General features: G+C 73.0%; 8 protein-coding genes. 5 read left to right on the top strand and 3 right to left on the bottom strand.

The features are described 5' to 3' along the window. Nucleotides 1-93 precede the first annotated feature (93 nt). The gene (locus tag QSK32_RS13970; RefSeq protein WP_285472142.1) at nucleotides 94-1,683 is read left to right on the top strand and encodes an alpha/beta fold hydrolase; all 1,590 of its coding nucleotides are present in this window, start codon (nucleotides 94-96) and stop codon (nucleotides 1,681-1,683) included. Nucleotides 1,684-1,687: 4 nt separating this feature from the next. Here the strand turns inward: QSK32_RS13970 and QSK32_RS13965 are convergent, their stop codons facing one another. Continuing rightward, a complete protein-coding gene (locus QSK32_RS13965; RefSeq protein ID WP_285472141.1) occupies nucleotides 1,688-2,554 on the bottom strand; it encodes an alpha/beta fold hydrolase in 867 nt (288 codons plus the stop codon). A 73-nt stretch (nucleotides 2,555-2,627) separates the two neighbouring features. Between QSK32_RS13965 and QSK32_RS13960 the strand changes: the two genes are divergently transcribed. Continuing rightward, on the top strand, nucleotides 2,628-5,669 hold the full coding sequence (locus QSK32_RS13960; protein ID WP_285472140.1) for an ATP-binding protein: 3,042 nt from the start codon (nucleotides 2,628-2,630) through the stop codon (nucleotides 5,667-5,669). A 102-nt stretch (nucleotides 5,670-5,771) separates the two neighbouring features. Next, nucleotides 5,772-9,011 carry a BTAD domain-containing putative transcriptional regulator gene (locus tag QSK32_RS13955; protein ID WP_285472139.1) on the top strand — a complete coding sequence of 1,080 codons (3,240 nt, stop codon included), beginning with the start codon at nucleotides 5,772-5,774 and terminating at the stop codon, nucleotides 9,009-9,011. Here QSK32_RS13955 and QSK32_RS13950 read toward each other — a convergent pair. Then, nucleotides 8,931-9,560: a response regulator transcription factor gene (locus QSK32_RS13950; protein WP_285472138.1), complete on the bottom strand. Its 630-nt coding sequence runs from the start codon at nucleotides 9,558-9,560 to the stop codon at nucleotides 8,931-8,933. The genes QSK32_RS13955 and QSK32_RS13950 overlap by 81 nt on opposite strands. A gap of 93 nt (nucleotides 9,561-9,653) precedes the next feature. After that, entirely contained in the window at nucleotides 9,654-10,454 is an 801-nt protein-coding gene (locus QSK32_RS13945) for an alpha/beta hydrolase (RefSeq protein WP_045739675.1), read from the bottom strand. A gap of 256 nt (nucleotides 10,455-10,710) precedes the next feature. Here QSK32_RS13945 and QSK32_RS13940 point away from each other — a divergent pair, with 256 nt between their 5' ends. Continuing rightward, a complete protein-coding gene (locus tag QSK32_RS13940; RefSeq protein ID WP_285472137.1) occupies nucleotides 10,711-13,863 on the top strand; it encodes an ATP-binding protein in 3,153 nt (1,050 codons plus the stop codon). A gap of 72 nt (nucleotides 13,864-13,935) precedes the next feature. After that, nucleotides 13,936-14,664 (top strand): alpha/beta fold hydrolase, encoded by a 729-nt coding sequence (locus tag QSK32_RS13935; RefSeq protein ID WP_045739677.1) that lies wholly within the window; start codon nucleotides 13,936-13,938, stop codon nucleotides 14,662-14,664. Nucleotides 14,665-14,666: the final 2 nt, after the last annotated feature.

Genomic DNA, 14,666 nt, shown 5'->3' with positions numbered 1-14,666 from the left:
TACGGACATCGACTTGACGATGAGTGAAGCGTCTTCGGGTAGGCCGGCGACGGTTCCAGTGCCGGTCAACCGGGTCGACCTACATTTCCACGGATGAACAGCGATCTCAGCCCGGGCACCCACGGTTTCCAGCACCGGGGCACCACTCAGACCTATCACGTGGCGGGCGAGGGGCCCGTGATGATCGCCCATTCCGGTGGGCCCGGCGTCGACCATTCCTATCTGCGTTCCTCCCGGCTGGAGGAGCATTTCACCATGGTGTACGTCGAACCCGTCGGCACGGGAGGATCACGACCGCTGCCGGCCGGAGCCACCTACGTCGACACGTACGTCGACTTCCTGTCCGCGATCGTCGACCGGCTGGGTGTGCCGCGCGTGCACATCCTGGGGCATTCGCATGGTGGGCTCGTCGCCCAGCGGTTCGCCTTCCTGCACCCCGAGCGGGTCGCCGGCCTCGTCCTGTACAGCTCGACGCCGGTCACCGACGCCGCCTTCTGGGCTGCCGCGACGGTGGCGGCTGACGCGTACCCCGGAAGAGGTTCCGGTGGCGCAGAAGCTCGCGCCGCCCGCGATGCCCTCAACGATGAGAGCCCGGTGTTCACCGACGAGGAGAAGACCGCCGCGCTGCGGGCCGGACTGCCGGTCTACTTCGCCGACTTCTGGGGGCGCCGGGAGGAGTTCGAGCCGCTCCGCAGCGCCGTCCGCTCGTGGCGGGTGACCTTCGAGACGACGGCTGTCGACTACCGCGCCGACCTGGCGGCCGTCTCCGCGCCGACCGTGGTGATCTGCGGTCGGCACGACTTCATCTGCGGCCCGGTCTGGGCCGAGGCTCTGCACCGGAGCATCGTCGGGTCGCGGCTGGTGATGCTGGAGGACAGCGGCCACTTCGGACAGGTCGAGGAGCCGGATCGCTTCCTCGACGCGGTCCTGCTGGTGCGCGACTGGGACGGCGCGGTCGCGACGGAGCTGCGGGCCGTCTTCCGGGGAGGCGACGACGCCGCGGTGACCCGGATGGCTCTGGCCGAGATCGAGCGGGCCCGGGCCGCCGGTGAGCCGGCCGGACAGGTCGAGGGGATGTACGCGATGGCCCGCGTCGCCCTCCGCGCGGGGAACCTGGCTCGGTCCGAGGAACTCGCCTCCTCGGCTCTCCGGATCGCCGAGCGTTCCGGCGTACGCCGGCTGGAGGAGCGTCCCCGGCATGTGCTGGCAGCGGTCGCCCGGCTGTCCGGACGTCACGCGGAGGCCCGGGAGCGATACCTGACCAGCATCGCCCTGAACACCGAGCTCGGTCAGCCGGAGCTGGTGAACGCCGAGTACCACAACCTGTCCTTCATCGAGCTGCGCATGGGGCACCTCGACCGGGCCCGGCAGCTGTTCGCGGAGGGCCGGGAGCGGGTCTTCCGCAACTGCTACCGGGATTTCGTGCCGTATCTCGGCGTGGCCGCCGCGGCGATGGCGACGGCCGACGGCGAGTTCGAGCGGGCCGCCCGGATGGTCGGGTTCTCCGACAGCGCGTACGCCGCCGCCCGGCAGCTTCCCGACCCGGACGACGCCGCCGAGCTCGACGCCGCCCGGGCTGCGGCGCTCACCGCTGTCGGGGAGGCGGAGTTCGCACACGCGTACGCGATGGGTGCGGTCCTGGACCCGGCGGAGGCGTTCCACCTCGAGTGGGGAGCCTGCTGACCGGTCAGAGTGCTTCGGCGAGGAACTTGCGGATCAGCGGCACGCACTCGCCGAGGGCGCTCTCCAGCAGGAAGTGCCCGCCTTCGAGCAGATGGATCTCGGCGGCGGGCAGGTCACTGGTGAAGGAGTACGCGCCGCGGGGCCGGAACATCGGATCGCCCTGGCCCCAGACCGCCAGCAGGGGAACCTGCCATTCACGGAACCAGCGCTGCACCTCCGGGTAGAGCTTCACGTTGGTCGCGTAGTCGCGGAACAACTGCATGTGGACGAGATCCATGCCCGGGCGGGACAGCAGCGCGTAGTCGTTGCGCCAGGTGCCCGGGTCGACCAGGGTCGGGTCGGTGACACCCGCGAGGTACTGATGGCGGGTGAAGTCGAGGGCGAGAGCCTGTCGCAGGGGCGCCTCGGTCGCCGGTCCCGGCGCGTCCCAGAGGTTCCGATTGAGCTGGAGGAATTCCGGGACGAACCCCTCCTCGTACGCGTTGCCGTTCTGACTGATCACAGCGGTGATCGCCGCGGGTTCGGCGAGAGCCAGCCGCCAGCCGATCGGGGCGCCGTAGTCCTGGACGTAGATCGCGTAGCGGCGTACCCCGAGATGGTCGAGCAGCCGGCGGGTGAGGTCGGCGAGCGCGTCGAAGCTGTAGTCGAACTCGTCCACCGCCGGAGCGTCGGATTCCCCGAAACCGAGCAGGTCGGGCGCGATGACGTGCCAGCGGTCGGCCAGCTCGGGGATCAGGTGCCGGAACATGGACGAGCTGGCCGGGAATCCGTGCAGCAGAACCACCGTGGGCGCGCCGGACGGGCCGGCCTCCCGGTAGAACAGGCGATGCCCCTGGATATCGGCGTAGCGGTGATGAGTGATGACCGTCATGCAGCGAACGGTATTGATGTCGACTTGACGGCTTGTTCACGAGAAGTGGACCTAGGGTCGTACCATCGGCCCGGTGCTGCCGGAACCGACGCTCCGTCTGGAGATCCTCGGCCCGCTGCGGTTGTGGCGGGGCGACGTGGAGCTCGACGCGGGCCCCCGCCAGCAGGCCTACCTCCTGGCCGTGCTGCTGGCCCGGGAGGGGCGCCCCATCACCGCCGATGAGCTGGTCGACCTGATCTGGGGCGAGTCGGCCCCGGCGACCGCGCTCAACGTCGTCCACAAGTACGTCGGCATCCTGCGGCGGCTGCTGGAGCCGGGCCTTCCGGCCCGGGCGAGTGGCTCGTTCCTGCTGCGGCGCGGGGACGCCTACCTCTTCGATGCCGGGCCCGGCCTGGTCGACCTGGCTGCTTTCCGGGAACGGGTCGCGGCGGCGCAGGCCGCTGTCGGGCCGAACCGGCGGGAGGTGGCGCTGGAGAACTACGCCGAGGCGATCGCCCTGTGGAACGGCCCGGCGGGGGACGGACTGACCCACCGGCCGGGCGGAGAGGCACTGTTCGCCGACCTGAACCGGGGGTTCGTCGACGCCTGTGTGGCCGCGGCCGGGCTGGCCGTGCCGCTGGGCCGGCCGGAGCGGATCCTGCGGGCCGTGCACCGGGCGGCGGCGATGGCGCCTCTGCACGAGCCGGTGCAGGCGGCCCTGATCGAGGTGCTGGCCGCGGCGGGGGAGCAGGCCGCCGCGCTGGACGCCTACCGTGCCGTGCGGTCCCGGCTCGCCGACGATCTGGGTATCGACCCGGGGCCGGCGTTGCAGGACGCGTTTCGGCGGTTGACGGACGGGCCGGCGGCCGGCCCCTGGGAGCTGGTCGGCCGGTCCGCCGAACTGGCGGCGTTGCGGGCGACGGAGGGGCCCGTGGTGGTGACCGGCGAACCGGGCTCCGGCAAGACCCGCCTGCTCGAGGAGGCCGCCGCGGAGGCTGCCCGGGCCGGCCGCCGGGTGGTCTGGGGGCGTTGTCTGGACGGTGACGGCACCCCGTCGATGTGGCCGTGGGTCCAGGTGGCCGGGGCCATCGTGCCCGCTCTGCCGGACGAGATCCGTCAGGACCTGCTCGACAGGGGGATCGGCGCACTGGTCGAGCCACGCTCCGGCGCCCTCGCCGGGCCCGACGACGGCACCCGGTTCCGGTTGTTCGAAGAGGTGGTCGCGGTCGTCGCCCGGGCCGCTGCCCGGCGACCGCTCCTGCTCGTCATCGACGATCTCCAGTGGGCCGACGCCGGCTCGATCCAGCTTTTCGGCCACCTGTCGGCGCGGCTGCCGGCCGGCGCCACCCTGATCGGCGCGATGCGCGACCGGGCTCCGGCTCCTGGCGCTGAGCTCTCCCGGATGCTGGCCGTGGCGAGCCGGGCGCCCGGGCATCAACGGATCCAGGTCGGCCCGCTCGACGTGGCCGAGGTGGCCGCGATGGTACGGCTCGAGACGGGCGACAGCCCGGGACCGCAGGCCGCCGCTGTCATCCACGCGCGGACCGGCGGCAACCCGTTCTTCGTACGGGAGCTGTCCCGCCTGACCGCCGGCGGGGCCGATCCGGTGGACGTGCCGTCGACGGTGCGGGACGTCGTCCTCGACCGGATCGCCGCTCTGGACGACGGCGCCCGGAACCTGCTCGAGACGGCCGCGTTCGTGGGCCGCGACGTCAACCTCGGTGTGCTGGCCGCCGCCGCGGGCCTGGACGTCCAGACCTGTCTCGACCACCTGGCGCCGCTGGCGGAGCTGGGCCTGGTGGAACCGGTCGACGGCGACCCGTACTCGTACCGTTTCACCCACGACCTCGTCCGGGAGGCGGTGGGCGAGAGCGTCTCGCCCCGGCGAGTGCCCGGTCTTCATCTCCGCATCGCGGACGCCCTCGACCGTGACCCGGCGGGCGGACCCGTCGTCGAGCGCCTGGCCTATCACCTGTGGGCGGCCGGTCCGCTCGCCGATCCGCGGCGCACTGCGGAGGCGCTGGCGGCCGCCGGTCGCCGGGCGGCCGACAAATCGGCGTTCGAGACGGCCGAACGGCATCTGCGGTCGGCGGTCCACACCGCCCGGACGGCGCGCCTGTACGAGCTGGAGTTGTCCGCGCTGTCGGCCCTCATCGTGATCGTCGGACGGCGCGCCGGGTACGGCGGATCGACCGCCGAGCTGCTGGAACGCGCTGCCGAACTCGCCGACGACCTCGGGCGGGACGCGCAGGCCGCCGATCTGCTGGCCGCCAGGACGATCGGCGCCACCCACACCCTGCAGGCCGTCCGGAGCCGGCTGGCCCGACGGCTTCACGACCGGGGCGCCCGCTCCGCCGATCCGGTCGTCCGTGCGTACGGCCTTCAGGTCTGGGGACAGCATCAGCTCTACGACGTGGGCGACGTGGGGGAGGCGCTGCGGTGCCTGAGTGAAGGGAACACCGCTTCCTCGACCACGGGCGACCCGCTGCGGTACGACCTGGCGTACTTCTGGTCGGTGACCGAGGCGATGGCGCTCGCGCTCCACGGCGCTGTCGACGACGCCCGGCAGCGCTTCGAGGATCTGATGAGGGCCGCCGGCGAGGACCTGTATCAGCAGTCGATCTGCGCGCACTTCGCCGGCATGTCGGCCGCGGCCGCCGGCGACGCGGCCTGGGCTCTGCGGGTGACCGGACGGTGGATCGACCCGGACCCCGGGCGCACCTTTGTCGCGGTGCATTACACCAGGCTGGAGTGGTTGTGGGCGCGGGCCCTGCTCGGTGACGACCCGGCCGGCGCCGCCGAGGATGCCGAGAAGATCCTGGTGACGGTGCTGAGCGATCCGCCGCAGTGGGGGGCCGCCTTCTTCTACGGGCTGTACGCCGAGATGTCGCTGGCGGCGGGCCGGATCGATCAGGCGGGCGCCGCGCTCGACCGGGCCGGCGAGTTCTTCGAGAGCCACGGCCCGCGTCACGCCGAGGGGTTGTTGCTCCTGCTCCGCGCGCGGCTGCTGCGGGCCCGCGGGGAGGCGGTCGCCGTGGTGCGGGCCGCGGCCCGTACGGCCCGCGACGTGTCCGCCGGTCAGCGGGCACACCTGTTCGTCCGGCGGGCCGAGGACCTGCTGGTTTCACTGAGCTGACGCGCTCGAGCAGGATGCCCGTCGATACATTGGGAATCCAGTGGCCGTCCACAGCGAATCGGCAGGCTGAACCCCACTTGTCCGTGGCCCGGGGGTGTGCTCGTGATCGCATCGGTCGGCCTGCGTCTTCAGATTCTCGGTCCGCTGCGGATCTGGCGTGACGGCATCGAGCGGGATCCCGGTCCGCGCCGGCAGGCGTACCTGCTGGCCCTGCTGCTCGCCCGAGCGGGCCGCCCCGTCGCGACCAGCGAGCTGATCAGCCTGATCTGGGGGGAGGAGCCCCCGACCGGCGCGCTGAACGTCGTCCAGAAGTACGTCGGTGGCCTGCGCCGGCTGCTCGAGCCCGGCGTCGAGGCCCGGCGGCCGGGCTCGTACGTGCAGCGCCGAGGGACCGGCTATCAGTTCGTGGCCGATCGTGAGGTGCTGGACGTCCTGGCATTCCGGCACCTTGCCGATACGGCCTCCACCGCGTCGGCCGAGCGGCGCCCGGACGACGCCCTCACGCATCACCTGGCCGCGCTGGGCCTCTGGCGCGGGCCGGCCGGTGAGGGACTCCTGCACGCACCGGCCGCGATACCGACGTTCGCCGCGCTCGATCGGGAGTTCTTCGCGACGGCGGTGTCCGCGGCCGAACTCGCGATCACGGTCGGCCAGCCGCACCGGGTCCTCCCGTTCGTGCAGCGGGCGGCCACGATGGCGCCGCTGCACGAACCGGTCCAGGCGGCCCTCATCACCACCCTCGCCGTAGCCGGGCGTCAAGCGGAGGCGCTCGCGGTGTTCCAGCGGGTGCGGGCCCGGCTGGCGGACGACCTCGGCATCGACCCCGGCCCGGCCCTCGAGTCCGCCCTCCAGCAGGCCCTGAGCCGGACGGTGTACCTCGCCGCGCCGCCGGTGACCGTCGCGGCGCAGGCCCCCGCGGCCGTGCCGCCGGCTGATCCACGCGTCGAGGGAGGGCTGGTCGGCCGGGACGCGGAGGCCGGAACCTTGCGGCGGACGATCGGGTCGGCCCTGGCCGGTGGCAGAGCCTTCGCGCTGGTCGAGGGGGAGCCGGGGGCGGGCAAGACCCGGCTGCTGGAGGAGGCGGCCCGCGACGGTGAGCGGCGCGGCGCCCGGGTGGTCTGGGGCCATTGCCTCGCCGGCGACGGAACGCCGTCGATGTGGCCGTGGGTGCAGGCGGTCGGCGCCGTCATCGAGGGCCTGCCCGGCGCGGACCGCGAGAAGTGGCTCGCCGGGGAGCTGGGCGGTCTCGTCCAGAGCCGGGACGACGCTCTCGGCGGCCCGATGATTCCGGAGAACGACACCCGGTTCCGCCTGTACGAACAGGTGGTGGCCGTCCTCGGCGAGGTCTCGGCCGGGCAGCCCCTGGTCCTGCTCGTCGATGATCTGCACTGGGCCGACCTGGGCTCGCTCCGGCTGTTCGCGCACCTGGTCACCCGGCTTCCCCGGAACGTCGCGGTGATCGGAGCGTTCCGCTCGGTCGCCCCGGCGCCGGGCTCCGCGCTGACCCGTGTCCTCGCCGCGGCGAGCCGGACACCCGGCCACCGGCGGATCCGGCTCGGGCCGCTGGGACCCGAAGGCGTGGCCGAGCTGGTCCGCCGGGAGACCGGGCAGGCTCCCGGCCGCGACGCCACGCGCATCATCCACACGCGTACGGCCGGCAACCCGTTCTTCGTCCGGGAGCTCTCCCGGTTGCTCGCCGAGCAGGGCGTGCTCACCCGGGACGCGGTGGCCCGGGCCGGCGTGCCGGCCACCGTGCGGGACGTGGTCCACGATCGGATGGCCGGCCTGGACGACCACGCCCGTGGACTGCTCCGGATCGCCGCCATCGTCGGCCGCGACGTCGAGCTGAGCCTGCTCGCCCGGGCGGCCGGCGTGGACGTACAGACGTGCCTGAACCGCCTGGAACCGGTGGAGGCGCTCGGCCTGCTGGGCCCGGCGCCCGGCAATCCGCTCGCGCTCCGGTTCGCCCACGACCTGGTCCGGGAATCGGTGGCCGGATCCATCCCCCGGCCGGCGGCGCCCGAGCTTCACCTGCGGGTGGCGAACGCGCTGGAGCAGGGCGTTCCGGGCGACGACTCGATCGCCGAGCGCCTCGCCCACCACCTGTGTGAGGCCGGCCCGCTGGCCGGCCCGGGCCGGACCGCGATCTCGCTCATCCGGGCCGGCCGCCGGGCGGCCGCCAAATCGGCGGTCCACGCGGCCGAGCGGCATCTGCGGAAGGCAGCCCGGCTCACCCGTGCCGCCGGCCTGCCCGAACTGGAGCTCTCCGCGCTGGCCCTGACCGCGGCGGTCGGCATGCAGTCCCGGTACGGCGCCGCGACGCTCGACGTGCTGGAACGGGCCGAACACCTGGTCCGCGATCTCGGGCGGGAGGCGGAGGCCACCGGATTCCTGTTCTCGCGGTGGCTGGTGCACGCCACGCTGATCGAACTCGACCGCAGCGGCCCGGTGGCGCGTCGACTGCTCGAACAGGGCCGGCGATCCGAGGACCCCACCGCGCGGGCGTACGGCCTGCGGGCCTGGGGGCTGCATCAGTGGCACATCGGCAACATCGGCGAGTCGTTCCGCTACCTCACCCGATCCCACCAGCTTCGGCCGGCCGGCCGGGAGGAGGACCCGGTCCGGTACGACGTCGAGCTGCTGATGGACGGGATGCTGGCCGAGACGACCGCGCTGCACGGCCGGCTCACCGAGGCCCGGGCACTGTTCGACCGGGCGGAGGCCGCCGCCGACGACCCGTACGCGATCACGGTGTGGGCGTCGCTGGCGGCCCGCACCGCGGCGATCGCCGGCGACCCGGTGTGGGCGCTGCACGCCGCCGACCAGGGCATCGCCGCCGACCCCGGATTCACGTACGTCTTCCTCGGCACCTATCAGCGCCTGGCCCGTTGCTGGGCACTCGCCGTCACCGGCAGGGACCCCCGGGGTGCGGCCGCCGAGGCGCGCCGGCTCATCGACGCGAACCTCCTCGATCCGATCCGGACCTGCGTCGCCACCTGGCACGGGCTGCTCGGCGAGATGCTGATGGCGGCCGGGGACCTGGACGCCGCCGCCGAAGCCCTCGACCGGGCCGATCAATTCCTCGACACCCACGGGCAGCGGTACGCGGAAGGCCTGATCCTGCTGCTCAGAGCTCGCCTGTCGCACGCCCGCGGCGCACCCGCCGACGTGGTCCGGGCCGCCGCGGAGCGGGCTCGGGCCCTGGCCGTGGAGCGCGAGGCGCACCTGTTCGCGACCCGGGCCGACGAGTTCCTGGCGGCTCTACAGGTATCCCTCGCGCAGGGCGTGCGCGACGGCGTGGGTCCGGTTCCGCAGCCGGAACCGGACGGTCACACCGTGTAGAACCTTTTTGACGGTACGTTCGGAGACGCCCAGCCGCTCCGCGATGTCCCGGGTCTCCAGGCCGTCGGCGAGCAGGCGAAGGACGGCCAGTTCGCGTTCGGTCGGCGGACGGGCGGCGTCGCGGACCTCGGCCGGCTGCCGGCGCAGTCGCGTCACGACGTCCACGAGCCGCCCGACGGCCTCGCGCGGCAGATCCCGTTCGTCGCGGGCCGCCGCACCGACCGCGTCGAGCAGGCGCTCGCCGGTGATCTCGTGGCGGAAGAGGATGGCGGAGACCCCGGCGTCGAGGGCCTGCAGCAGCTGGTGTTCGGTGAGGTGGGCGACGACCAGGACAAGCCGCTGGGAGCGGGCCAGGTCACGCAGGTGGTTCAGCACCGGACGGTGCATCCGGTCGGTGAAGAGGACCGCGACCCCGGCCGGGTCGTCGCCCGGGCCGGGATCGCGTACCTCGATCCGCGCACTGCATCGCAGCAGGTGGGTGAGTCCGGCGTTGATCAGCGGGTCGGCGTCGTGCACGAAGACCGTGACCGGCGTTCCGGAAGCTGGCACCGATCTACTCCTGACTGTCTCCGATTGCGGCGGTCGCAGGATAGGGATCGGGCACTGAAGGCTGACTTCCGCGGGACTGAAAGCCGGGCCGTGCTATTGGAGGTGGTCGTCCAGCCACAGCGCGACCCGGTCGGCGACGTCCTCCCCGCCGTGGTCGAACGGGGCGGAATGGCCCCGGCCCTCCAAGGTGATCAGGTCGGAGACAGCCGGTGACCGCTGATAGAGCCGGTGAGCGCCGTGCGTCACCACGGCGGGGACGGTGTGGTCGTGTTCGGCCGCGAGGAACAACAACGGCGCCCGGTGGCCGGTGCGGGTGTCCACCGCGGCCGGCGAGCGGCGGCGGAGGTCGGCGGTCGCCACCTCGAAGATCGGCCGGCCCGGACCGGGGATCGCGTACCGCTCGTACAGGTCGTCGGATTCGGCCTCCGGCAGGGCGTTGCCGAACCCGTACCGGAACTGCTCCCGGGTCAACGTGACGGTTCGCCGGGCGTTGCCGGGGTTGCGCAGCACCGGGAAGGAGGAGCGCAGCTGGGCCGGGGGCAGCGCCCGGACCCCCTTGATCGGAGCGGGGCTGATGACCACGGCGGCCGCCAGTCTCGTTGTGACGTTCAGTTTCTGCACGACGGCCCCGCCCACCGAGTGGCCGACGACCACCGGCGGACGGTCCAACCCGGCGATGACGTTCCGATAGTGGTCGGCGATGGCATCCAGCCCGTTCCCCGCCAGCGCCTCGGGGCGCGCCCGGGTGTCGGCGACGGTGTCCCGGTCGCCCGGCCAGCCGGGGGCGATCGGCTGGTAGCCGGCGGACCGGAACCTCGCGGTCCACGACGACCACGAGGACGCATGGATCCACAGTCCATGGATGAAAACGACGGGTGTTCCCGGAACGGCCATGTCACTCCACCAGAGCGCGTACGAGCAGGGGCGCCGAGCGGCGCGATCCCATCGAACACCGGCCCACCGGATATCCACTGAACGAGCAGGGCACCGATCGTCAACAAGTGTTCGACGCCCCTGCCCGATGAGGCATCGGGACATGACACTCGTCGCGTCATATCGACGGATATCCGAACCCACCCGGTAGACTTCGGCCGTCCTACCGGCGCCGGATGCCCGATCGGGCAACGGGGCGATGTGGGGTGGGGTGCCGATGGCGGGCGGGGCCGGCTCGGCACGCATGCAGATCCTGGGGCCGTTGCGCATCGAGCGCGGTGGCGTGGACGTCGCTCCGGGCCCCCGCCAGCAGGCTCTTCTGCTCGCGGTGCTGCTCGCCCGTACCGGACAGCCGGTCAGCGTCAGTGAGCTGATCGACCTGATCTGGGAGGACCGCGTCCCGCCGAGCGCCGTGAACGTCATCCAGAAGCACGTCGGTGCCCTGCGGCGGCTCCTCGAACCGGACCTCGCGTATCGGGACAGTGGGTCCTACCTCCGGCTCCACGGCAACGGGTACCTCTTGGCCGCCGATCGTGAGGTCGTGGACCTCGTCGCGTTCCGCGCGCTGGTCGAGGAGGCATCGGCCGGACCGGACCGGGAGCGGGCTCTCGACCGGTACGACGAGGGACTGCGGCTCTGGCGTGGCCCCGCCGGTGACACGCTCGGCAGCGGCGCCACCGCGCGGCGGGTGTTCGCCGAACTCGACGAGGAGTTCCTCACCGCCTGCCTGGCCGCCACCACCCTCGCCTCGTCGCTCGGGCAGCCGCAGCGCATGCTCCCGCACCTGCGCCTGGCCGCCTCGATGGCCCCGATGCACGAACCCGTTCAGGCGGCTTTCGCCTCCGCTCTGGCCGCGTCCGGTCAGCGGGCCGAGGCACAGGCGTTGCTCACGTCGGTCCGGGACCGGTTGGCCGAGCAGCTCGGCATCGATCCGGGGCCCGCGCTGCGAGCCGTGGAGCGGCTCGTCGGTGACGGTGCCCCGGCGCCGGCGGCCGTCACCACGCCGGCGGGGCGGGCGCGGCGTCCCGGTGCCCTGGTGGGCCGCCATGAGGAGCTGACGGCGCTGCGTCAGGGGGTCGAGCGGGTCCTCGCCGGCGGCACCGGGCTGGCCGTGGTGGAGGGCGAACCCGGCGTCGGCAAGACCAGGCTGATCGAGGAGGCCTCCGCGGAGGCGGAGCGGGGCGGCGCCCGTGTCGTCTGGGGCCGGTGCCTGGAGGGGGACGGAACACCGGCGATGTGGCCGTGGGTCCAGGTGGTCGTCGCGCTTCTGGACGACATGCCCGCCGCCGCACGTCCGGAGTGGAAAGCCGGGGAGCTGGGCCGGCTCGTCGTCCCGCGGGACATCTCGCCGGGGGCGCCCCTGCAGCCGGACAGCGGACTGCAGCTCCGCCTGTTCGAACAGGCGACGGAGCTCGTCGCGGTCGCGGCGTCGCGGCGGCCGGTGGTGGTGGTGATCGACGATCTGCAGTGGGCCGACCTCGCCTCTCTGGACCTGTTCGGCCACCTCGGCGCCCGCCTGCCGGCCGGCGCCGCCCTGATCGGAGCGTTCCGCACGCACGCCCCGACACCGGGATCGGAGCTCACCCGGATAGTGGACGGGGTCAGCCGGACGACCGGCCACCGACGTGTCCGCCTCGGCCCCCTGGCCCCGAAGGACGTCACCGAACTCGTGAGCCGGGTGACCGGACGGACGCCGGTGGCCGGCGTCTCCCGTGACATTCATGCCCGTACCGGCGGCAACCCGTTCTTCGTCCGGGAGCTGTCGCGGCTGCTGGCGGCCGACGGCGGGGAACTCGTCGCGGAGGACGGGTTCCGCGCCGCAGTGCCCGCGACCGTCCGCGATGTCGTCCAGGACAGGATGGCCGGTCTCGACGACACCGCGCTGGGGCTGCTGAGAATCGCCGCCCTGATCGGGCGCGAGGTCGACGTCGAACTGCTCGCGCGGGTCGCCGGGCTGGAAGTCCCGGAGTGCCGGCGACACCTCGAACCGGTGGAGGAGCTCGGGCTGATCGGCCCGGCCCCGGGCAACCCGCTCGCCGTGTGGTTCACCCACGATCTGGTACGCGAATCAGTCGCCCGGACCACGCCACCGCGCAGCGTTCCCCGGCTGCATCTGCGGGTGGCCGACGCGATCGAGGACGCCGAGCCGGGCGGTGAGCCGATCGCCGAGCGGCTCGCCCATCACCTGTGGTCGGCCGGCCCGTTGGCGGATCCGTCCCGGACCGCCACCGCACTGCTGCACGCCGGCCGGCGCGCGGCGGCCAAGTCCGCCTTCGACGTCGCCGAGCGGCACCTCCGGCTGGCAGCCCGGGTAGCGCGCGGGTCCGGCCTGGCGGAGATCGAACTCGCCACCCTGTCACAGCTCACCATGGTTCTCGGGATGCAGAAGGGATACGTCGGCGCCCCGCCCGACATCCTGGAGCGCTCCGAGGACCTGGCGCGTGGCCTCGGCCGGGAACTGGAGGCGACGAGCCTGTTGTTCACCCGCTGGACCGGATACTCCCAGGGCATGCAGATCGAGGCCAGCGGGCGGCTGGCCCGCCGGCTGCGGGAGGGCGGCGAGGTGTCGGCCGATCCGATGGTACGTATCTACGGCTGGCTCGCCTGGGCGGTGCACCAGTGGGAGATCGGTGCGATCGGCGAGTCCCTCCGCCACCTGCGGAGGGTCGACCGTGCGGTGGCGGCGGGCGCCGTCCGGGCGGAGGCCGCTCCGCTGCTGCGCGACCAGAAGCTGCTGGCAGCCGGGATGCTCGGGCTGATGGCCACCCTGCACGACGACGTCCCGGACGCCCGGGCTCGATTCGCGCGGATGCGGGCCGACGCCGGGGACGATCCGTACGCGGTCACCTTCTGGGCCACCTTCGTCGCGCTGTCGGGGGCGGTGGCCGGTGACCCGGAATGGGCGTTGACCGCCGCGGAGGACGGCATCGCCGTGGACCCCGAGCTCGCCTTCGAGTATCTGGGCACCACCCAGAGGCTGGCCTGGTGGTGGGGGACCGGCATGCTCGGCCGGGACCCGGACCGGGCCGCGGCCGAGATCGAGCGGATCATCGAGGCCCACCTTCTCGAACCCCCACGCTCCTCCGTCGCCGCCTGGTACGCGGCGCTCGCCGAACTGCACCTGACGATCGATGCTCTCGACCAGGCAGGGGCCGCCCTGGACCGGGCCGAGCAGGCCCTCGAACGGTACGGGCAGCGCTACGCCGAAGGCCTGATCCTGGCGCTGCGGGCACGACTGGCCCGCGACCGAGGCGCACCGGCCGACGTCGTCGAGGCCGCCGCCGACCGGGTGAAAGCGCTCGCCGCCGAGGGTGAGGGTCTGCTGTTCCTGCGCCGCGTCACCGATCTCCTGCGATCCGGCGAGGGATGAAGTCTCCGTTCAGAGAATCTCCACTCGTTGCCGCCAGTATCAGCCGGACCGACTGACACAGGGGGAAACGAGATGACCAAGCCTTCCATCGTCCTCGTCCATGGGGCCTGGGCCGATGCCTCGAGCTGGAACACGGTGGCTTCCGAGCTGCGGGGGCAGGGATTCGACGTGCTGGCGCCGCCGAACGCGCTGCGCGGTGTGGAACCCGACGCCGCCTACCTCACGTCCTTCCTCGCGCAGCGGACCAGCGGACCGGTCGTCCTCGTCGGCCACTCGTACGGCGGTGTCGTCATCACGAACGCCGCCGGCGCCGGGGGCGACGTGCGCGCGCTGGTCTACGTCAACGCCTTCATCCCGGCCGAGGGCGAGAGCATCTTCGCGATCCTCGGCGGTTCGGGTTCCGCGCTCGACGTGCCGGACCCGACCACCGTGCTGGACATCGCCGGCTATCCGGGTGCGCCCGAGGGTGACGCGGAGGCGTTCCTGAAGGCCGACACCGTGTACCGCTACTTCGCCCAGGACCTGCCCAAGGCGCAGGCGGACCTGATCGTCACCGGTCAGCGTCCGATCACCCTGGGAGCCAACGCCGCCCCGACGACGACCGCAGCCTGGCGCACGCTGCCGAGCTGGGCCGTGGTGGGCACCGACGACCTGGTGATCCCGGAGGCCACCCAGCGGTCCCTGGCCGAGCGGGCCGGCGCGAAGATCTCCGAGGTCGCGGCCTCGCACCTGTCGATGGTGTCGCACCCGGAGACGACGGTCGAGGCGATCCTGGCGGCGGCCGCCCACGCCGGCGCCTGACG

It is taken from the genome of Actinoplanes sp. NBRC 101535, from assembly GCF_030269225.1.
Taxonomy (GTDB): domain Bacteria; phylum Actinomycetota; class Actinomycetes; order Mycobacteriales; family Micromonosporaceae; genus Actinoplanes; species Actinoplanes rectilineatus.
Note: the sequence above shows the minus strand (reverse complement) of the source record. Positions and strands in the feature narration are given on the sequence as shown.

Coding starts and splice junctions, on each gene's coding strand:
- QSK32_RS13970 (WP_285472142.1), top strand. CDS start 94: ATGAACAGCGATCTCAGCCCGGGCACCCACGGTTTCCAGCACCGGGGC.
- QSK32_RS13965 (WP_285472141.1), bottom strand. CDS start 2,554: ATGACGGTCATCACTCATCACCGCTACGCCGATATCCAGGGGCATCGC.
- QSK32_RS13945 (WP_045739675.1), bottom strand. CDS start 10,454: ATGGCCGTTCCGGGAACACCCGTCGTTTTCATCCATGGACTGTGGATC.
- QSK32_RS13940 (WP_285472137.1), top strand. CDS start 10,711: ATGGCGGGCGGGGCCGGCTCGGCACGCATGCAGATCCTGGGGCCGTTG.
- QSK32_RS13935 (WP_045739677.1), top strand. CDS start 13,936: ATGACCAAGCCTTCCATCGTCCTCGTCCATGGGGCCTGGGCCGATGCC.